The sequence below is a fragment of the Tsuneonella sp. HG249 genome (assembly GCF_053819205.1).
On the sequence record NZ_JBSOQY010000005.1, the window covers coordinates 12,134 to 29,151 of the forward strand.

Annotated in this window: 26 protein-coding genes; 10 read left to right on the plus strand and 16 right to left on the minus strand. The window is 65.1% G+C overall.

Features of this window, described 5'->3' with window-relative positions; translation table 11 throughout:
* Nucleotides 1–24 precede the first annotated feature (24 nt).
* The 3 genes from ACWPM1_RS14320 to ACWPM1_RS14330 form a co-directional block, all read right to left on the minus strand.
* Complete coding sequence (locus tag ACWPM1_RS14320; protein WP_455695590.1) at nucleotides 25–486, minus strand: DNA-deoxyinosine glycosylase; 462 nt, start codon at nucleotides 484–486, stop codon at nucleotides 25–27.
* A 26-nt stretch (nucleotides 487–512) separates the two neighbouring features.
* Nucleotides 513–1,946, minus strand: a complete 1,434-nt coding sequence (gene leuC / locus ACWPM1_RS14325; protein WP_455695591.1) for a 3-isopropylmalate dehydratase large subunit — start codon at nucleotides 1,944–1,946, stop codon at nucleotides 513–515.
* Between the two features lie 69 nt (nucleotides 1,947–2,015).
* The gene (locus ACWPM1_RS14330; RefSeq protein WP_455695592.1) at nucleotides 2,016–2,393 is read right to left on the minus strand and encodes a hypothetical protein; all 378 of its coding nucleotides are present in this window, start codon (nucleotides 2,391–2,393) and stop codon (nucleotides 2,016–2,018) included.
* Between the two features lie 172 nt (nucleotides 2,394–2,565).
* On the opposite strand from ACWPM1_RS14330, the gene ACWPM1_RS14335 reads away from it, so the two are divergent.
* A complete protein-coding gene (locus ACWPM1_RS14335; RefSeq protein WP_455695593.1) occupies nucleotides 2,566–2,964 on the plus strand; it encodes an acyl-CoA thioesterase in 399 nt (132 codons plus the stop codon).
* 58 nt (nucleotides 2,965–3,022) lie between these two features.
* On the opposite strand, the gene ACWPM1_RS14340 is transcribed toward ACWPM1_RS14335, so the two are convergent.
* Nucleotides 3,023–3,454, minus strand: a complete 432-nt coding sequence (locus tag ACWPM1_RS14340; protein WP_455695594.1) for a hypothetical protein — start codon at nucleotides 3,452–3,454, stop codon at nucleotides 3,023–3,025.
* Between the two features lie 175 nt (nucleotides 3,455–3,629).
* Here ACWPM1_RS14340 and ACWPM1_RS14345 point away from each other — a divergent pair, with 175 nt between their 5' ends.
* Nucleotides 3,630–4,148, plus strand: a complete 519-nt coding sequence (locus tag ACWPM1_RS14345) for a sterol desaturase family protein (protein ID WP_455695595.1) — start codon at nucleotides 3,630–3,632, stop codon at nucleotides 4,146–4,148.
* Nucleotides 4,149–4,188: 40 nt separating this feature from the next.
* Here ACWPM1_RS14345 and ACWPM1_RS14350 read toward each other — a convergent pair whose 3' ends face one another.
* The 12 genes from ACWPM1_RS14350 to ACWPM1_RS14405 all read right to left on the minus strand — a co-directional run bounded on the left by ACWPM1_RS14350 (nucleotide 4,189) and on the right by ACWPM1_RS14405 (nucleotide 8,734).
* Nucleotides 4,189–4,617: a hypothetical protein gene (locus ACWPM1_RS14350; RefSeq protein ID WP_455695596.1), complete on the minus strand. Its 429-nt coding sequence runs from the start codon at nucleotides 4,615–4,617 to the stop codon at nucleotides 4,189–4,191.
* An 87-nt stretch (nucleotides 4,618–4,704) separates the two neighbouring features.
* Nucleotides 4,705–5,136, minus strand: a complete 432-nt coding sequence (locus ACWPM1_RS14355) for a hypothetical protein (protein ID WP_455695597.1) — start codon at nucleotides 5,134–5,136, stop codon at nucleotides 4,705–4,707.
* A 46-nt stretch (nucleotides 5,137–5,182) separates the two neighbouring features.
* On the minus strand, nucleotides 5,183–5,605 hold the full coding sequence (locus ACWPM1_RS14360) for a SufE family protein (RefSeq protein ID WP_455695598.1): 423 nt from the start codon (nucleotides 5,603–5,605) through the stop codon (nucleotides 5,183–5,185).
* A gap of 26 nt (nucleotides 5,606–5,631) precedes the next feature.
* Nucleotides 5,632–5,808, minus strand: coding sequence for a hypothetical protein (locus ACWPM1_RS14365; protein WP_455695599.1), 177 nt, complete (start codon nucleotides 5,806–5,808; stop codon nucleotides 5,632–5,634).
* Nucleotides 5,805–6,044 carry a hypothetical protein gene (locus tag ACWPM1_RS14370; protein WP_455695600.1) on the minus strand — a complete coding sequence of 80 codons (240 nt, stop codon included), beginning with the start codon at nucleotides 6,042–6,044 and terminating at the stop codon, nucleotides 5,805–5,807. The genes ACWPM1_RS14365 and ACWPM1_RS14370 overlap by 4 nt, the downstream gene beginning before the upstream one ends.
* A gap of 31 nt (nucleotides 6,045–6,075) precedes the next feature.
* Nucleotides 6,076–6,342 carry a hypothetical protein gene (locus ACWPM1_RS14375; RefSeq protein ID WP_455695601.1) on the minus strand — a complete coding sequence of 89 codons (267 nt, stop codon included), beginning with the start codon at nucleotides 6,340–6,342 and terminating at the stop codon, nucleotides 6,076–6,078.
* On the minus strand, nucleotides 6,339–6,677 hold the full coding sequence (locus tag ACWPM1_RS14380) for a hypothetical protein (RefSeq protein ID WP_455695602.1): 339 nt from the start codon (nucleotides 6,675–6,677) through the stop codon (nucleotides 6,339–6,341). Before ACWPM1_RS14380 ends, ACWPM1_RS14375 begins: the two co-directional genes overlap by 4 nt.
* On the minus strand, nucleotides 6,677–6,988 hold the full coding sequence (locus ACWPM1_RS14385; RefSeq protein ID WP_455695603.1) for a hypothetical protein: 312 nt from the start codon (nucleotides 6,986–6,988) through the stop codon (nucleotides 6,677–6,679). The genes ACWPM1_RS14380 and ACWPM1_RS14385 overlap by 1 nt, the downstream gene beginning before the upstream one ends.
* A gap of 26 nt (nucleotides 6,989–7,014) precedes the next feature.
* Nucleotides 7,015–7,392: an envelope stress response membrane protein PspC gene (gene pspC, locus ACWPM1_RS14390; RefSeq protein WP_455695604.1), complete on the minus strand. Its 378-nt coding sequence runs from the start codon at nucleotides 7,390–7,392 to the stop codon at nucleotides 7,015–7,017.
* Nucleotides 7,389–7,691 carry an envelope stress response membrane protein PspB gene (gene pspB, locus ACWPM1_RS14395; protein WP_455695605.1) on the minus strand — a complete coding sequence of 101 codons (303 nt, stop codon included), beginning with the start codon at nucleotides 7,689–7,691 and terminating at the stop codon, nucleotides 7,389–7,391. Before pspB ends, pspC begins: the two co-directional genes overlap by 4 nt.
* A 6-nt stretch (nucleotides 7,692–7,697) precedes the next feature.
* On the minus strand, nucleotides 7,698–8,453 hold the full coding sequence (gene pspA, locus ACWPM1_RS14400) for a phage shock protein PspA (RefSeq protein ID WP_455695638.1): 756 nt from the start codon (nucleotides 8,451–8,453) through the stop codon (nucleotides 7,698–7,700).
* Nucleotides 8,454–8,581: 128 nt separating this feature from the next.
* A complete protein-coding gene (locus ACWPM1_RS14405) occupies nucleotides 8,582–8,734 on the minus strand; it encodes a hypothetical protein (RefSeq protein ID WP_455695606.1) in 153 nt (50 codons plus the stop codon).
* A gap of 135 nt (nucleotides 8,735–8,869) precedes the next feature.
* On the opposite strand from ACWPM1_RS14405, the gene pspF reads away from it, so the two are divergent.
* The 8 genes from pspF (at nucleotide 8,870) to ACWPM1_RS14445 (ending at nucleotide 17,015) form a co-directional block, all read left to right on the plus strand.
* Nucleotides 8,870–9,898, plus strand: coding sequence for a phage shock protein operon transcriptional activator (pspF, locus tag ACWPM1_RS14410; protein WP_455695607.1), 1,029 nt, complete (start codon nucleotides 8,870–8,872; stop codon nucleotides 9,896–9,898).
* A gap of 122 nt (nucleotides 9,899–10,020) precedes the next feature.
* Complete coding sequence (gene rimP / locus ACWPM1_RS14415; protein WP_455695639.1) at nucleotides 10,021–10,587, plus strand: ribosome maturation protein RimP; 567 nt, start codon at nucleotides 10,021–10,023, stop codon at nucleotides 10,585–10,587.
* Nucleotides 10,588–10,594: 7 nt separating this feature from the next.
* Complete coding sequence (gene nusA, locus ACWPM1_RS14420) at nucleotides 10,595–12,247, plus strand: transcription termination factor NusA (protein ID WP_455695608.1); 1,653 nt, start codon at nucleotides 10,595–10,597, stop codon at nucleotides 12,245–12,247.
* Nucleotides 12,228–12,947, plus strand: coding sequence for a DUF448 domain-containing protein (locus ACWPM1_RS14425; protein ID WP_455695609.1), 720 nt, complete (start codon nucleotides 12,228–12,230; stop codon nucleotides 12,945–12,947). Before nusA ends, ACWPM1_RS14425 begins: the two co-directional genes overlap by 20 nt.
* Nucleotides 12,948–12,969: 22 nt before the next feature.
* Nucleotides 12,970–15,492 carry a translation initiation factor IF-2 gene (infB, locus tag ACWPM1_RS14430; protein ID WP_455695610.1) on the plus strand — a complete coding sequence of 841 codons (2,523 nt, stop codon included), beginning with the start codon at nucleotides 12,970–12,972 and terminating at the stop codon, nucleotides 15,490–15,492.
* A gap of 3 nt (nucleotides 15,493–15,495) precedes the next feature.
* On the plus strand, nucleotides 15,496–16,032 hold the full coding sequence (locus tag ACWPM1_RS14435; protein ID WP_455695611.1) for a DUF1697 domain-containing protein: 537 nt from the start codon (nucleotides 15,496–15,498) through the stop codon (nucleotides 16,030–16,032).
* Between the two features lie 5 nt (nucleotides 16,033–16,037).
* Entirely contained in the window at nucleotides 16,038–16,433 is a 396-nt protein-coding gene (gene rbfA, locus ACWPM1_RS14440; RefSeq protein ID WP_455695612.1) for a 30S ribosome-binding factor RbfA, read from the plus strand.
* Nucleotides 16,434–17,015 (plus strand): thymidine kinase, encoded by a 582-nt coding sequence (locus ACWPM1_RS14445; RefSeq protein ID WP_455695613.1) that lies wholly within the window; start codon nucleotides 16,434–16,436, stop codon nucleotides 17,013–17,015. It begins immediately after the preceding gene.
* The last annotated feature ends 3 nt before the right edge of the window (nucleotides 17,016–17,018 follow it).

The following is a 17,018-nucleotide window of genomic DNA, read 5'->3' on the forward strand; positions in this document are numbered from 1 at the left end:
GCGCGGAGCCCGCGCAAGAGGGTGTTAGAGGAAATCGGCTAGCCGCGCCCAAAGCCGCTCTTTGTCGGCCAGCGGCAACGCGGCGTAGGCGGGCGAAGAGGAAGGCAGGTCGATCAACTCCAGCTTCATGCCTTCTAGTTGCGAGCGACCGATGGCGCTTGCCTTGCGGCCGTTGAACGCCACCGCCCGCAAGGCGGGCAGGGTATCGACCATTCGCCGAAGTCCTGCTGGCTCGGCCACGCGGATGGCGGTGTCGAGGCTGCCCGTGCGCTCAGCGGAAGCGACCGTATCCCACAACGCGATACCGCGCGCCTGCAGCGAGGTGAGCCGTTCCTCGTATTCCAGCGCTACGAGGTCCTCGCCAATGGACCTGCCCACGAGGTGCCAGAACAGGTTTCGCGGGTTGGCGTAATACCTGCCTGCCGCCAGCGACGCCTCGCCGGGCAGGCTGCCCAGGATCAGGACGCGCGCATCGGGGGCGGCCACCGGCGCAAAGGCGGACTTGCGCGCGGTCAGCCGACCAACTCGCGCACGTCGGTAAGCCTCCCGGTCAAGGCAGCAGCCGCGGCCATGGCGGGGCTGACAAGATGCGTCCGCGCGCCGGGTCCCTGCCGGCCGACGAAGTTGCGGTTGCTGGTCGATGCGCAGCGCTCGCCGGCGGGGACCTTGTCGGGGTTCATCGCCAGGCACGCCGAGCATCCCGGCTCGCGCCACTCGAGACCGGCGTCGATGAACACCTTGTCGAGGCCCTCCGCCTCGGCCTGCGCCTTTACGAGGCCCGAACCGGGGACGACGATCGCCCACTTCACGCCAGGCGCCTTGCGCTTGCCGCGAAGTACCTCGGCGGCGGCGCGCAAATCCTCGATACGGCTGTTGGTGCAGCTGCCGATGAAAACGTTCTCGACCGCGACTTCGCTGAGCTTCTGGCCGGCCTCGAGGCCCATGTAGGCCAAGCTCTTGCGCACGGCATCCTGCTTGGCGGGATCCGCGAAACTTTCGGGAGCGGGCACTGTCCCGCCGATCGGCGCCACGTCCTCCGGGCTGGTGCCCCAGGTCACGGTGGGCTCGATCGCAGCGGCGTCGACGACCACGGACTTGTCGAAGCGGGCGCCGGGGTCGGTCCTGAGGGTCCGCCACCAGGAGACCGCGCGGTCCCAGTCCTCGCCGCCAGGTGCGTAGGGGCGGCCTTTCAGATATTCGAAGACCGTGTCGTCGGGCGCGATGAGGCCTGCGCGGGCGCCCGCCTCGATGCTCATGTTGCAAACTGTCAGCCGCCCTTCGACGCTCATGTTTTCGAATACGGCGCCGCGGTACTCGATGACGTGGCCTGTTCCGCCTGCCGTACCGACCACGCCGATAATGTGGAGCACGAGGTCCTTGGCGGTGACGCCGGATCCGAGTTCTCCTTCCACCCGCACTTCCATCGCCTTGGAGCGGCGCAGGAGAAGCGTTTGCGTCGCGAGCACATGTTCGACCTCGCTGGTGCCGATGCCGAATGCCAGCGCGCCCACGCCGCCGTGCGAGGAGGTGTGGCTGTCTCCGCAAACGATCGTCGCACCGGGAAGCGAGAAGCCCTGTTCCGGCCCGATGACGTGGACAATGCCCTGGGCGGCATCGGTCGCGCCGATATACTCAATGCCGAACTCTGGGGCGTTGCGCTCGAGCGCCGCAAGCTGCGCGGCGCTTTCCACGTCTGCGATAGGGAGGCGGTTTCCGGCAGCGTCCCGCCGCGGGGTAGTCGGCAGGTTGTGATCGGGCACGGCGAGTGTGAGATCGGGGCGACGGACCCTTCTGCCGTTCATCCGCAGCGCTTCGAACGCCTGCGGGCTCGTTACCTCGTGGACGAGGTGCCGATCGATGTAGATGAGCGCTGTCCCGTCGTCGCGCGTTTCGACAACGTGCGCATCCCAGATCTTTTCGTACAAGGTGCGGGGGCGGCTGGCCATGCGCTGGGCTTGGCCCGCCGCCCCCGGAGCGACAAGATGGGAAATCTTGGCCCTTCTTAGCGCCGGCGTTTAGCGCCGGTAGCCGCGGTCATAGCGATCGTAGCGGCCTTCGTCGGCGCGGCGATCGAGATCGCGGCGTTCGGCGCGGAGCTGGCTCTTCACCCGGTCGATCCCGTTGTTGAGGCTCGCCAACTCGTAGCGAGTGAAACCGCCGCGGGCATAGCTGCGGAAGGCGTCCTCGAGCCGGTCGACCTGGTTGTCCAGGTGGCGCGCTTCGCGCTGCGAGATTGTCCGGCGCGCCTCGGCGCGGTCGATACGGTGATCGAGCTGGGCGATTTCCTGACGCAGCTGGCCGGGGTTCCACACCGCGGCGGCGGCCGGAGCGGCGATGCCCAACGCCAGCGAAGCGGCGAGGGCCGAGGCGACGATCTTCTTGGGATTGGTCATCTTCGGTTCCTTTTGTTCTGCGGACTTGTTCCGCACGTTCAGAAATAGAGCCCGAAAAATGAACAGCGGGAATACGATCAGTCGCGAATGGCCGCGTCGGTGTAACGAAATGTCGCAATTAAACCGCAGGCTGGTCATGGAAATGCAACCGCTGCATCGCTAACTTACAGATATGTCAGCAGTGCCCTTCGCCTTCCCGATTCGCATCATTCCAAGCGACATCGATTTCATGGGGCACGTGAACAATGCCCGCTACCTCGGCTGGGTGCAGGATGCGGTCTTGGCGCACTGGAACAAGCTTGCTCCGCCCGACGCGGTTGCCGATCGCCTGTGGGTCGCGCTGAAGCACGAGATCACCTACCGCCGACCCGCCTTCCTCGATGACGACGTGATCGCCAACACCGTGCTGGAAAAAATTCATGGCGCTCGGGCGTTTTATCACACGGTTATCGAACGCGGCGGTGAAGTACTGGCGGAAGTTCGCTCGAGCTGGTGCTGCGTCGACGCAGGGACCTTGCGCCCGGCGCGCATCGGCGAAGAAATCTCGCGGTTCTTTTTCCCGGAAGACTGACAAGACGAAGGCGCCCCGTGCTTCCACGGGACGCCTCCGGATGGCCTAGGCCGTCGAGTTACCAGCGGCGGCCGTCGTTATCCCGGCGCTCGTAGCTCAGACGCTGGCGAAGCTGCTGAATGCGGCTCTGCAGGACCTGGGCTTCGCGCTGGGTCAGGCCGTTGTTGCGGAAGGCCCGGTATTGCTGGCGCAAGTTGTAAACCGCGCGGCGAAGCTGGGCTGCCTCCCGCTCCGAAATCCGGTCGCGCCCGTCGTTTCGCTGAATGCGCTGTTCGAGCTGTTCGATCTGTCGACGGATGGCGTGCGCCTGACCCCGGTCGTCATAGCGATGGCGATCCTCCCAGCGCTCCTCGTGCCGATCGTCGCGATCGTCATAACGTTCGTCACGATCTTCGTAGCGATCGTCGCGGTCTTCATAACGATCCCGCGATTGGGGGTAGCTTTGGGCTTGCGCGGGGATCGCAATTGCAAGCGACGCGCCACCGGCCATGGCTGCGATGAAAAGCTTGGTGCTGATTCGCATGGTTCAAATCCTTGGTTCGACCGGAAGTTCGGTCTGCCGTTCAGATTTGGGCCCCTGAATATGAACGGCGTGAGAACCAGAGTTAGGGCTTGGTGAAAGAATGGGTCGCGCAACCGGAGGCGTGGGCCTATATTTCAGATCGATGCAATGGCTTATCCCACCCGCGATTGTTCTTGCCACGGTCCTGTCGATGGAACTCGTTGCCTGGAGCAGCCACAAATACGTGATGCACGGATTCGGCTGGGGCTGGCACCGCGATCATCACGAGCCGCACCACAAAAAGGTCGAGAAGAACGACCTTTACGCTTTGGTCGGCGCTGGGCTCAGTATTGCAATGTTCGCTGTGGGCAGCCCACTGGTCATGGGGGCGGACGCCTGGTGGCCCGGGACCTGGATCGGGCTCGGCGTGCTGGTCTACGGGGTGATCTACACCCTGGTGCACGATGGTCTCGTCCACCAGCGTTGGTTCCGCTGGGTGCCCAAACGTGGATACGCCAAGCGGCTGGTCCAGGCGCACAAACTTCATCACGCGACCATCGGTAAAGAAGGTGGCGTCAGTTTCGGCTTCGTATTCGCGCGCGACCCTGTGAAGCTGAAGGCCGAGCTTCAGCGCCAGCGCGAGGCGGGCGTCGCGGTGGTGCGCGAGAGCCGCCCGGCCTGACGGAACGCCGCGTTGGCGGCGTCCCGTCGCGACTGGTCGTTTACGGGTGGGTGTGGCTGTAGACCCGCATGCTGTTGGCGATGAGCTTGCCGTTTTCCTCGTCGAGGGCGTCGGCTGCAGCTTCGGATCCCAGTTGTGCGACGAGCGCCTTGCGGACCGCTGCGCGCTCGGGCGATACATGAGCATCGATCGTCGCCATGCCGCGGGGCAGCCGAGTGACGAGCATGATGTCCCAAGGCCCGTCCATCATCCAGTGGACCTGGGTCTCTGGCAGGCCGGCGGTCTTGCGGGCGGGCGCATAGTTCTTCTCGGAGATTTCCGTCCAGCGATCATCCGCGCCCGGCGCAAACTTGAGGAAGGTGACCTGATAGGTAGTCCGCGCCTCTTCGGGCTCCGCTTGCGAAAGCGCAGGCCCCGAAAGACCGACCAATAAAACGGCGGCGATGGTGGATTTGAAGGTGCGAGTCATCTGGAGCCCCCTGCTCAAGCAGCGACCCGCGATGGGGGGGTACAGTGCCGGCGGTCCCGGCGATACCCCTTCATCCCCGATTGCGAATTATTGGTCGGGGCACCCGCCCTCGCACTCGCCCGCTGCCTCCGGCACTTCCTGTAGCGGCAGCGGGCGCCGGAGCCCTCCGCTCACCCGGATCGAGGCGCCGTTGGCCAGCTCGTAAGAGGGCGCATCGGTCCGATCGAGCGGATCGACGTCGCCAGGCAAGGCAATCGCGAAGTTGCCTGCCTTCCCCGAACCTCTCGCCCTCGGGCGATAGGTCGGGGCCTGCGATCGCGCGCGATTGGTGGCGGCTACTGCGTTGGCCGCATTCCCCATGCTGGCTGAGATCGACTGCCCGAGCGACCGCTGCGCGCGTCCTTGCGCCTGACCCGTTCCGCTCAGGATGACCGCGGTTTCGGCCGCGTCCTGCGCGGCGACCGCTACCGGCGTCGACCCGGCGATGGCTGCCAGTGTTATCACGAGATGGCTTCGCATGGCGCTGTCTCCCCTCGGGGTCAGTCTACGCCTCGCGCCCCGCAGGTCAATCGGGCGGGCGAGCTGCGATCCGGGCGGCATGCTGCTGCACCAGGGCGATCATGTTCGGGACGCCCTGCGTGCGTTGCGACGTAAACTGGTTCTTGAGGTCGAACGGCGCGAGGGCCTGACGGATATCCATGTTCGCTACTTTTGCCGCAGGCTCGTCTTGAACCGCGGCGATCACAAGAGCGACGATCCCCTTTGTGAAAGCCGAATTGCTGTCCGCAAGAAAATGCAGCCCCCGCTCTTCGGTTGCTGGAAGGGGGTAGACCCAGACGTCGGAAGCGCACCCGGCGACCTTGGTCTGAGCGCTTTTCAAAGCTTCGGGCATGGGCTCAAGGGATTCCCCAAGCTCGATCAGCATCCGCCAGCGATCGTCCCGGTCGAGGAACTCGTACTCTTCCGCGATGTCGGCAACGCTGCGCATGGCGCGCGCCTCTAGCGGCTGCGGAGTTAACCCGCTAGCCCGCCGGGGCGGGTGAACGCGTAGTAGATGACGTAGAACCAGCCGAAGAAGCCTTGGATCGCCGCCCACAGGATCGACTTGTGCAGGCTCCAGCTGATGGCCACCGCGATCGCGCTGCCAAGGCCGATGCCGGCCTGAGCGGCTCCGCTGCGAACAGCGCTCACAGGTCGACGCCGTTCGCGATGGCTTCCAGCTTGCGGATGCGTTCCTTGAGGTCGCTGAGCTCGATCCGCGCCGCACCGATAGCGCTGCCGGTCTCCGGTTCGCGTGCGGGCGATGGGCCCCGCTCGAGCTCGTGCTCCTTCAGCGTCAGCCAGCCCTGCCAGCCGCGCAGCATGGCAAAGGCAACGATCGCAATCGCGGCGAGCGAAGTGGCGCCGAGGATGATGTGGTCGGTCATTACGTAGGTGCTCCTCTCGCTCGGCCGGCTATCAGCGGTCGCGCAGCGCCTCGATCTCGTCGGAAACCCGGCGGGTCTCGAGGGCATGGCTGGTGTTGGCGTCGGTGGTGATCCGCTCGAGCACCTTGATCCGCTCGCGCAGTTCCTGGACCTCGTGGCGCAGCAGGGCCTTCTCGCCATCGTCGGTCGGCTGCGCGAGGTCAGGGCCAATGCCGTTACGCCGGTTTAACGCGGCGATCCTGATCGAGGTGAAGGCAATAATCGCCACGATGACGACGGCGGCGGTCCAAAAGCTCACTGCACTTTCTCCTTGCCGCTGCGCAGCTGTTCGATCTCGTGGGTCAGGCGATAACCGCCGTCGGTGACGATCCGCTCGACCGTCTCCAGCCGCTCTCGTATGGCGCCGACTTCCGCCTTGAGCTGGGCGTTCTCCTGCGTGAGGAGCTGCACTCGCGCGACGGCGTCCTTGTCGGTGTTGGGTTTCAGCGACTGGCCCCACATCCCCTCGAGTGGATAACCGTTCTTGATCTTGAGCCGCGTGGTGTGGACCGAGGCGATGATGCCGCCCGCGCCGAGCACGAATGCCCCGGCAATTATAAAGCCGACATAGGGGATGATTTCGCTGAAAGGCATCACGCACGCTCCTTCCGCAGCGTTGCGATCGACTTCCCGCTATCGGCGTCGTCGACCCGCCGCTGATCGCGCAGCGCCTCGATCTGGGTGGCCACGTCGTAGCCCTTGTCGGTTACAATCCGTTCCAGCACGCGGACCCTGTCTTCGAGTTCGGTCACATGACTGGCGTATTGCGCGGCGCGTTCCGCTGTGTCGCTCGCGGTCGAACGAACCTGCATCTCGGCGATCTTCTGCTGGCTCTTGGTCCAGACGATGAAGCCGACCATCAGGAATGGGGCCAGGGGCACTAGGATCCAGATAATGTCTTCCATCTTATTCGGTCTCCCCCTCGGAAGGCTCAGCGCAGCCGTTCAATCTCCGCGGACAGTCGCGGATTGCTGGTTACGTAGTAGGTTTCGACGTCGGCGAGGCGGCGGTCGATATCCTTCATCTTGCCGCGGATCTCGCGCGCTGTCCGTTTTGGGCTTTGCCGCACTCGCTGCCAGTACTTCGTCTCATCCTGGTCGACATAAAGATGCTGCGGCTTCTTGTTCAGCAGCATGCCCGCGATGAAGTAGCCGGGGAGGAGAATGGGGGTCACCGTGAACAGCAACACGATGAAGGCGAGTCGAACCCACAAAACATTGACCCCGGTATAATCCGCGATGCCAGAGCAGACACCCAGAAGCTTGGAGTTCTGCTTGTCACGATAAAGGGTTGTGCGGGGGGTATTCACGAGCGGGCTCCCTTCTTCTCGGCAATCAAGCGGTCGAGTTCGCGCAGAGGCGCGTTGTCGATCTCGCGGTCATGCATCAGGCGCGCGGGTTTGAACTCGGGGTTGTCGCTGGCGACTAGGCGCTCAACTGTGTCCATCCGTTCGTCGAGCCGCTTGGCGAGACTGTAGAGCTCCTCGAGCAGCGCCTCGTCGTCGGTGGTGATGGTCGCGGCGGTTTTCCACCGGGTGATGTAGTGCAGGATGATCCACGGGAGTCCGATGAACAGGATTCCCATGACGATGACGACGTCCACGTCCATTGTGCGTTACTCCCCTTCGCCGTCGGTCATACCGAGCGCGCGCTTCATTTGTTCGAGTTCGTCGTCGATCTGATCCTTGCCGGCGAGCGCGGCGATCTCGTCCGCCAAGCTCGGCTTTCCGGTGCCGTCGGCGATGGACAGCGCATCGGCGCGGCCTTCTGCATAGTCCACGCGGCGTTCCAGTTGGTCGAAGCGAGCGAGCGCCTCGTCTGTCCGCTCGTTGGTCATCAGCGTGCGCAGCTTGACCCGGTTTTCGGCACTTTCGAGCCGCGCGGCGATTGCGGTCTGGCGGCTACGTGCCTCGCGCAGGCGAACCTGCAGCTTCTCGATGTCCTGCTCGTATGCACGCAAGGCATCGTCGAGCACGGCAATCTCGCTCCTTAGCTGCTCGGCCATGTCGCCCGCCTTCTTCCTTTCGACCAGTGCGGCGCGGGCGAGGTCCTCGCGATCCTTGCTCAGCGCGAGTTGCGCCTTTTCCGCCCAATCTGCCTGTAGGCGTTCCAGCTTCACGGTATGGCGGTGCATCTCCTTCTGGTCGGCGATTGTGCGAGCCGCACTTGCACGGACTTCGACGAGCGTCTCCTCCATTTCGAGGATGATCATGCGGATCATCTTGGTCGGGTCGTCGGCCTTGTCGAGCATGTCGTTGAAGTTGGCCGCGATGATGTCCCGAGTGCGGCTGAAGATACCCATGAAGGCGACTCCGTAGTTGGCTATGTCACGCTGGGCAGCGGACTGGGTGGGGGTAGGGCTCTGACGCAGGCGCTCGACTTCTTCGTCGAGCCGCGACTGATAGGGTCGGGCCGAAGCGTTCGGCGCACGGGGGGACTGTCCGCGCGGGGGGATTTCGTCACGCTCCGGCCCTAGGGGGTCTTGAGAGGTAGGCTTGTTCACGCGATCTCCGTGGTGGTCAGGAGGCCATCGGCGGCATAGGCCGGGCTCGCCTGGATCTGCGCGCTCAACGCCACGAACACGGCCATCGCCGCGACGCTCGCGAGTGCGGCGTGACCGAGGCGGGTTTGGAGAAAGCTGCGGTCGAACATGGTACCTCCCGAGGATTATGTTCATCCTTCAGCAAGCACCATGCCAATTCGAGCTTACGGATGGGCCTGGGATTTCGACGAACGACGTGATGGCGCCTGTTGCTGACAAATGGGAAAATGCGCTATTGATTGGGTGTGGAGCGGGAAAGCCAGTTCATCGGGCAATCGGGGGAGTTCCTCGACGCCGTCGAGCGCGCAAGTCGGGCGGCTTCGATGAACCGGCCGGTTCTGGTCGTTGGCGAGCGAGGAACCGGCAAGGAACTGATCGCCGAGCGCCTTCACCGCTTGTCGTCGCGGTGGGACGAACCGCTCGTCACCATGAACTGTGCTGCACTACCCGAGACGCTCATAGAAGCGGAGCTGTTCGGTCATGAGCAAGGGGCCTTCACCGGCGCCACTCGTGCCCGGGCGGGTCGGTTCGAGGAAGCGGACAAGGGAACGTTGTTCCTCGATGAACTGGCGACCCTTTCGATGCAGGCGCAAGAGCGACTCCTGCGGGCAGTGGAATATGGCGAGGTCTCGCGGATCGGGTCGAACCGCCCGATCCGGGTGGATGTGCGGATTGTCGCGGCGACCAACGAGCACCTGCCTCACCTCGCGGAGGAAGGCCGCTTCCGCGCCGACCTGTTGGATCGGCTCAGCTTCGAAGTCATAACCTTGCCGCCGTTGCGCGTGCGTGAAGGAGATGTGATCGTCCTGGCCGAGTTCTTCGGCCGACGGATGGCAAGCGAGTTGCGCTGGCAAAGCTGGCCCGGGTTCTCCGATCACGTCCGTGCCCAGCTGGAGAATCACCTCTGGCCGGGCAATGTCCGGGAGCTCCGCAACGTGGTCGAGCGCGCGGTCTACCGTTGGGACGACGCGCGCCAACCGATCGGCCATGTGGTGTTCGACCCGTTCGAGAGCCCCTGGCGGCCCGCGGCGACGGCTGCGAAAGCGTCCGGACAAGCAGCCACTTCAACGCTTGCCGACAGCGCGCCTTCGGCCATGGATTACGACTCGGTGGAAGATCTGCGGGCAGCGGTCGACGCCCACGAGCGCAGTATCGTGGAGCACGCCCTCGGCCGTCACCGCTGGAATCAGCGCCAGACTGCCAAGGCGCTGGGCTTGTCCTACGATCAGCTGCGGCATTGCATCAGGAAGCATGGGCTGGCCGAGACGGACTAGCTACTTGCCTTTGACCGGACTCGCGTCTATCTGCGCCATCAATCCCGACATCGCGAGACTGAAGGGGCTGGCGCCGCAAGGGGCCGGCACCCAAGGCTCGTGGCACGCACAGTAGGTTCACCCTGGCAAATATCGCCCGCCTTACGCAATTGATCGAACCCGAAGCGGCTGCGCTAGGGCTGGAGCTCGTGCGTGTGAAGATGATGCAATCGGAGGCCGGCGAGGGTGGCGAGGCGCTGCAGGTCATGGCCGAGGATCCGGCGACCGGACAGCTCATCATCGATCAGTGCGCGGCCCTGTCCCGCCGGATCAGCGATGCGATCGATGCCCGAGAGGAAGCGGGCGAAGTGCTGATCGAAGGTGCCTACCACCTGGAAGTGAGCAGCCCGGGGATCGACCGCCCGCTCACTCGCGCGAACGATTTTGCTAAATGGGCCGGACATGAAGCGCGCATCGTAATGGACAAGGACTGGGTCGACGTCAGCGGGCACCAGCGCGTGATGAAAGGCGTGATCCAGGGGATCGCCGGCGACGCGGTCACCATCTCCGACCGCAAGTCCGGCACCGTCACCGTCCCGCGCGACAAGATACACACGGCACAGCTCGTCCTTACCGACGCGTTGATCGCCGCGACAAAGCCGATCGACACTACCGGTGCCGAAGAAATACTCGAAGCAGAGGAAGAGTAAGACCACCATGGCCACCTCGATTTCCGCCAACAAGGCCGAATTGCTCGCGATCGCGAACTCGGTCGCCACCGAGAAGATGATCGATAAGGCAATCGTCATCGAGGCGATGGAAGAAGCGATCCAGAAAGCCGCCCGGGCGCGCTACGGCAACGAGAACGACATTCGCGCCAAGCTCGACCCAATGACGGGCGACCTGCGCTTGTGGCGCGTTGTCGAGGTCGTCGAGGAAGTCGATGACTACTTCAAGCAGGTGAACCTGGAACAAGCTGCCAAGCTGCAGGCCGATGCCAAAGTGGGCGATTATATCGTCGATCCGCTGCCCCCGGTCGATCTCGGCCGGATCGACGCCCAGAGCGCCAAGCAGGTGATCTTCCAGAAGGTGCGCGACGCGGAGCGCGAGCGCCAGTTTGAAGAGTTCCAGGACCGCGCAGGCGAAATCATCACCGGCGTGATCAAGTCGGTCGAGTTCGGCCACGTAATCGTCAACCTCGGCCGGGCCGAGGGCGTCATCCGTCGCGACCAGCAAATTCCTCGCGAAGCCGCCCGCCCGGGCGACCGCGTGCGCGCGCTGATCACCAAGGTCGAGCGCAACAACCGCGGCCCGCAGATCTTTCTCAGCCGCGCGCACCCTGAGTTCATGAAGAAGCTGTTCGCGCAGGAAGTGCCCGAGATTTACGACGGCATCATCACCATCCAGGCTGCTGCTCGTGATCCGGGTTCGCGCGCAAAAATCGGCGTGATCAGCCGCGACAGCAGCATCGACCCTGTCGGCGCCTGCGTTGGCATGAAGGGCAGCCGGGTGCAGGCGGTCGTGCAAGAGCTGCAGGGCGAGAAGATCGACATCATCCCGTGGAGCGAGGACACCGCGACCTTCGTGGTCAATGCGCTCCAGCCCGCCACCGTCAGCCGCGTGGTGCTCGACGAGGACGACGGGCGGATCGAGGTGGTGGTGCCTGACGATCAGCTGAGCCTCGCGATCGGCCGCCGCGGCCAGAACGTGCGGTTGGCGAGCCAGCTAACCGGCCACCAGATCGACATCATGACCGAGGAAGAAGCGTCGGAGAAGCGCTCGAAAGAGTTCGCTGAGCGTTCCAAGATGTTCGAAGAAGAGCTCGACGTCGACGAAACGCTCAGCCAGCTGCTCGTTGCCGAAGGCTTCGTCGAGCTCGAGGAAGTGGCTTACGTCGAGCTCAGCGAGTTGGCTGGCATCGAGGGCTTCGACGACGACCTCGCGCAGGAACTGCAGAGCCGCGCGCTTGAAGCGCTTGAGCGTCAGGAAGCGGGTCATCGTGCCGAGCGTCAGGCGCTGGGTGTCGAGGATGCGCTGGCGGAAATCCCGCACCTTACCGAGAAAATGCTGGTCACACTTGGCAAGGGGGGCATCAAGACCCTCGATGACCTCGCGGACCTCGCTACAGATGAGTTGATCGCCAAGCGCCGCGAGGCGCCCCGTCGCCGCCAGGTAGCCCCGGCCGAAGGTCCGCGCATGCGCAGCGACCGTCCGGCCAAGGCGGAAGACAAGGGCGGCGTTCTCGGCGAGTTCGGCCTCACCGAAGAACAGGGCAACGAGATCATCATGGCTGCTCGCGCCCATTGGTTCGAGGACGAAGAGGCCCCGGCCTCGACCGAGGAGGCCGTGAATGCGGACTCCGAACAATGAGCGCGTAAGTTCCGACATCGCCGGGGCACCGCGCGCTGCGAAAGTGGCGCCGGAGCGCAAGTGCATCCTCTCCGGGGAGCACGGCGAGCGGGCATCGCTGGTGCGGTTGGCGGTTTCTCCCGAGGGCGACGTTTTGCCCGACATCCACGCAAAAGCGCCGGGGCGCGGTGCCTGGCTGGCCGTCGGCCGTGCAGAGCTGGAAGCCGCTATCGCCAAAGGCAAGCTCAAGGGCGCGCTGGCGAGAGCGTTCAAGGGAGCGGCGCTTCGCGTGCCCGTAGACCTGCCGCAGCGGATCGAGGATGCGCTCACGCGCGCCTTCCTCGATCGGCTCGGCCTCGAATTGCGCGCGGGACACCTTATTTTGGGGTCCGACCGGATTGCCGAGCATTCACGCGGCGGGGTGGTCGAACTGCTGCTCCACGCGGCCGATGCTAGCGCTGACGGCAGCCGCAAGCTCGACCAGGCATGGCGGGTCGGGCGCGAGGCCGAAGGTACCGGCGAAACCGGCACGACCTTGCCACTGGACCGAGCCACGCTGTCTGTGGCAATGGGCCGCGACAACGTCGTCCACATGGCGCTGGCCGATCCGGCCGCTGCCGCGCGGGTGTCTCTCGCGCTCGAGCGCCTGATGCATTTCCTCGGCGGCCAGCAAGCCGCTCCATCGGCCGGCGGGCATGAACCCGCCGCGCCGGACGACTGATCGAAGGACGAAGACGAGTTTTATGAGCGACAACAACGACACCCCGCGCGAACGCAAGCCGCTTGGCCTCAAGCGGTCGGTCGACGCAGGCGAGGTCAAGCAGACCTTCAGCCACGGCCGCACCAATAAAGTGGTGGTCGAAGTCAAGCGTCGCCGCCTCGTGGGCAAGCCTGGCGAGGTTACTCCTCCACCGCCGCCTCCGCCGCCTCCCCCGCCGCCGCCACCCGCCGCGGCTCCGGTCGCCAAGGCCAAGCCTTCTCCTTCGGCCGAGACGCCCCAGGAACGCGTCGCCCGCCTCCAGCGCGAAGCTGAGGAAGCGCGCCTGGCGACGCTGGCTCAACAGACGGAGCGCGAAGCCGAGGAACGGACCCGTGCGCTCGAGGAAGAGCGGCGCCGTGCGGAAGCGAACCGCGAGGCAGAGGCCGATACAGGCCGCGCTCCTTCTTCGGAGCCTGCGGTCGAGTCCGAGGTTTCCACCGAGCCGGCCGAAGCGGCGGAAGCCGAAACGGAAAGCACCGAGGAAAGCGGCGCAACGCCGACTCCTTCGGCGCGCCGATTCACCCCCGTGGCGCGGCCCGAGATCAAGCGTCCCGAAAAGAAGAAGGAAGAAAAGCGCCCCACTGCCGACGCCGATCGCGGCGGGGGCGGCGGCGACCGCCGTTCGGGCAAGCTCACCGTTACCCGTGCGCTGAACGAGGACGAGGGCCGCCGTGCCCGCTCGCTCGCCGCGCTGAAGCGGGCCCGTGAGAAGGAACGCCGCACCCACGGCGGCCCGTCCGCCCCGCGCGAGAAGCAGGTGCGCGACGTTGTCGTGCCGGAAGCGATCACCGTGCAGGAACTTGCCAACCGGATGGCCGAGAAGGGCGCCGACCTGGTGAAGTCACTGTTCAACATGGGGATGATGGTCACGGTCAATCAGACGATCGACCAGGACACCGCCGAACTGCTGGTCGAGGAGTTCGGCCACAACATCACCCGCGTTTCCGAAAGCGATGTCGATATCGCGACCGCGCAGGATGCCGACCCCGAAGATACGCTCAAGCCGCGCCCCCCGGTGGTAACCATCATGGGCCACGTTGATCACGGCAAGACCTCGCTGCTCGACGCGCTGCGCGGGACCGACGTGGTGAAGGGCGAAGCCGGCGGCATCACCCAGCACATCGGCGCCTACCAGATCACCACTAAGGGCGGCGACAAGGTCACCTTCCTCGACACCCCGGGCCACGCCGCGTTCACCGAGATGCGCGCGCGCGGTGCCAACGTCACCGACATCGTGATCCTGGTGGTCGCGGGCGACGACGCGATCATGCCGCAGACGATCGAGGCCATCAATCACACCAAGGCGGCAGGTGTGCCGATGATCGTGGCGATCACCAAGTCCGACCGCGAGGAGTATAATCCGCAGAAGATCCGCGAGCGCCTGTTGGAGCACGAGGTCATTGTAGAGGCGATGAGCGGCGAGGTGCAGGACGTCGAGGTGTCGGCCAAGACCGGCGCCGGGCTTGACGATCTGGTGGAGAAGATCCTGCTCCAGGCCGAGCTGCTCGAGCTGAAGTCCAACCCCGATCGTGACGCCGAGGGCGTGGTGATCGAAGCGCAGCTCGACAAGGGCCGCGGCCCGGTCGCGACGGTGCTGGTCACACGGGGCACCTTGAAGCGCGGCGACATCTTCGTCGTCGGCACCGAGAGCGGCCGCGTGCGTGCGCTGGTCGACGACAAGGGACAGCAGGTCAAGGAAGCCGGACCGGCGTTCCCGGTCGAGATTCTCGGCAGCGGCGGGGTCCCTGATGCGGGCGACCAGTTGCTGGTGGTTGAGAACGAGGCTCGCGCCCGCGAGGTCGCCGCGTTCCGCCATGCGCGCGCGACCGAGAAGCGCACCACGCTGGCCCCGACCAACTTCGATACGATGTTCTCGAATTTGAAGACCAACGTGGTCGAGTGGCCGGTGGTGGTGAAGGCCGACGTGAAGGGCTCGGTGGAGGCGATCGTCACCGCGCTGCACAACATCTCGAACGAGGACATCAAGGTGCGCGTGCTCAACGCGGGCGTAGGTGCGATCACCGAGAGCGATGTGCTGCTCGCCGCCGCAAGCGGCGCGCCGATCATCGGCTTCGGCGTCCGCCCCAATCCCAAGGCGCGCCTGCTGGTCGCCCGCGACCGGGTGCGGATGATGTACTACGACGTCATCTATCACCTCACCGAGGACGTCTCGAAGGAGATGGCTGGCGTGCTCGGTCCGCTCAAGATCGAGAACGTGCTCGGCCGCGCCGAGGTCAAGCAAGTGTTCCCGGCCGGCAAGAAGGACAAGGCGGCGGGTTTGCTGGTGGTCGAAGGAGCGATCCGCAAGGGCCTGTTCGCGCGTCTCACCCGCGAGGACGTCATCGTTTCGGCGACTACCATCCAGTCGCTCCGTCGGTTCAAGGACGACGTCGAGGAGGTCCGCGCGGGCCTCGAGTGCGGCGTCGTGCTGGCCGACACCAACGACATCAAGCCGGGCGACCAGCTCGAGGTGTTCGAGGTCGAGGAGCGGGAGCGCATCCTCTAAGCAATGCCGCGCTATGTCGCTCTCCTCGGCTCGGTCAACGTCGGGGGCAACCGGCTGAAGATGACGGATCTCGTGGCGGCTCTGGAGGGCGAAGGCTTCTCCGATGTCGCCACGGTGGTCGCCAGCGGTAACGTGCTGTTCGAGCATGCACGCGCCAGCGACGCGAAGCTCAGCGAGGAAATCGCCTGCATCGTCAAGGCCAGGTTCGGGTTCGACAGTCTCGTTGCAGTTCGAACGAAGGAAGAGGTGCTATCCGCTGTCGAGGACAACCCGTTTTACGGCGATGGCGAGAACAAGTTCGTGCACACCATCTTCCTTGATGGACAGCCAACCCAAGAGCGCTTCGAGGCGCTGCTCTCGGAGCACCAGGCCAAGGGCGGCGAGCGGCTGGCGCCGGGTCCGCGCGCGCTCTATCTCGACTATGTTCACGGCGTGGGGGTATCGAGCCTCACCGGCGCTTTTCTTCAGCGTCGGCTGGGCGTGAGGGGGACGGCGCGCAACATGACCTCGCTCAAGCGAATTCACGCGAAGATGGGCTGACCAAAATGGTGAAGGCGACTGCGACCCCCGAAAGCCGGTCGGTCCGAGTGCTCAAGGTGGGCGAGCGGGTGCGGCATATCCTGTCGGAGCTGCTCGCGCGCGGCGAGGTGCATGACGACGTGTTGACCGCGCACTCGGTCTCTGTGACCGAGGTGCGGATGACGCCCGACTTGCGCAACGCCAACGCCTACGTGAAGCCGCTGCTCGGCGAGGACGAGGGGCAAGTGCTCAAGGCGCTGCGCACCAACACCGCCTTCTTCCAGCGCGAGGTCGCCAAGCGCCTCGGGCTCAAGTTCGCGCCCAAGCTGCAGTTCAAGCCTGACGAGAGCTTCGACGAGGCGGAGCGGATCGAGCGGCTGCTCAATGACCCCAAGGTCGCGCGCGATCTGGGCGAGGACTGAGTGGCCAAGCTCTATTTCTACTACGCCAGCATGAACGCAGGGAAATCGTCGACCCTGCTGCAGGCTGACTTCAACTACCGCGAGCGCGGGATGCGCACGATGCTGTGGACCGCCGACCTCGACAGCCGCAGCGAAGGCATGGTGCGCAGCCGCATCGGGCTTGAAGCCGACGCCCACCGCTACACGCCCGAGACAGACCTCTGGGCCGCGGTGATGGCCGCGCATCGGGCTGAGCCGCTCGACGCGGTGCTGATCGACGAGGCGCAGTTCCTTACCAGCGAGCAGGTTTGGCAGTGCGCCCGGCTGGCGGACGAGGCGGGCATCCCGCTGGTCTGCTACGGCCTCAGGACCGACTTCCAGGGCGAGCTGTTCCCTGGCTCAGCGGCGCTATTGGGGATCGCCGACAAGCTCGTCGAATTGAAGGGCGTGTGCCACTGCGGGCGCAAGGCGACGATGAACCTGCGGGTCGACGCCAGCGGCGCGGCGGTGCGCGAGGGCGCGCAGACCGAAGTCGGCGGCAACGAGCGCTACGTCGCGCTCTGTCGCAAGCACTTCAGCGCGGCGTTCGGAACCCCCACATGAGCG

Excerpts from the sequence above, each read along its gene's own strand:
- leuC (WP_455695591.1), bottom strand. The coding sequence starts at position 1,946 with ATGGCCAGCCGCCCCCGCACCTTGTACGAAAAGATCTGGGATGCGCAC.
- ACWPM1_RS14330 (WP_455695592.1), bottom strand. The coding sequence starts at position 2,393 with ATGACCAATCCCAAGAAGATCGTCGCCTCGGCCCTCGCCGCTTCGCTG.
- ACWPM1_RS14335 (WP_455695593.1), top strand. The coding sequence starts at position 2,566 with ATGTCAGCAGTGCCCTTCGCCTTCCCGATTCGCATCATTCCAAGCGAC.
- ACWPM1_RS14340 (WP_455695594.1), bottom strand. The coding sequence starts at position 3,454 with ATGGCCGGTGGCGCGTCGCTTGCAATTGCGATCCCCGCGCAAGCCCAA.
- ACWPM1_RS14345 (WP_455695595.1), top strand. The coding sequence starts at position 3,630 with ATGCAATGGCTTATCCCACCCGCGATTGTTCTTGCCACGGTCCTGTCG.
- ACWPM1_RS14350 (WP_455695596.1), bottom strand. The coding sequence starts at position 4,617 with ATGACTCGCACCTTCAAATCCACCATCGCCGCCGTTTTATTGGTCGGT.
- ACWPM1_RS14355 (WP_455695597.1), bottom strand. The coding sequence starts at position 5,136 with ATGCGAAGCCATCTCGTGATAACACTGGCAGCCATCGCCGGGTCGACG.
- ACWPM1_RS14360 (WP_455695598.1), bottom strand. The coding sequence starts at position 5,605 with ATGCGCAGCGTTGCCGACATCGCGGAAGAGTACGAGTTCCTCGACCGG.
- ACWPM1_RS14370 (WP_455695600.1), bottom strand. The coding sequence starts at position 6,044 with ATGACCGACCACATCATCCTCGGCGCCACTTCGCTCGCCGCGATTGCG.
- ACWPM1_RS14380 (WP_455695602.1), bottom strand. The coding sequence starts at position 6,677 with ATGCCTTTCAGCGAAATCATCCCCTATGTCGGCTTTATAATTGCCGGG.
- ACWPM1_RS14385 (WP_455695603.1), bottom strand. The coding sequence starts at position 6,988 with ATGGAAGACATTATCTGGATCCTAGTGCCCCTGGCCCCATTCCTGATG.
- pspB (WP_455695605.1), bottom strand. The coding sequence starts at position 7,691 with ATGGACGTGGACGTCGTCATCGTCATGGGAATCCTGTTCATCGGACTC.
- ACWPM1_RS14405 (WP_455695606.1), bottom strand. The coding sequence starts at position 8,734 with ATGTTCGACCGCAGCTTTCTCCAAACCCGCCTCGGTCACGCCGCACTC.
- nusA (WP_455695608.1), top strand. The coding sequence starts at position 10,595 with ATGGCCACCTCGATTTCCGCCAACAAGGCCGAATTGCTCGCGATCGCG.
- ACWPM1_RS14425 (WP_455695609.1), top strand. The coding sequence starts at position 12,228 with ATGCGGACTCCGAACAATGAGCGCGTAAGTTCCGACATCGCCGGGGCA.
- infB (WP_455695610.1), top strand. The coding sequence starts at position 12,970 with ATGAGCGACAACAACGACACCCCGCGCGAACGCAAGCCGCTTGGCCTC.
- ACWPM1_RS14435 (WP_455695611.1), top strand. The coding sequence starts at position 15,496 with ATGCCGCGCTATGTCGCTCTCCTCGGCTCGGTCAACGTCGGGGGCAAC.
- rbfA (WP_455695612.1), top strand. The coding sequence starts at position 16,038 with ATGGTGAAGGCGACTGCGACCCCCGAAAGCCGGTCGGTCCGAGTGCTC.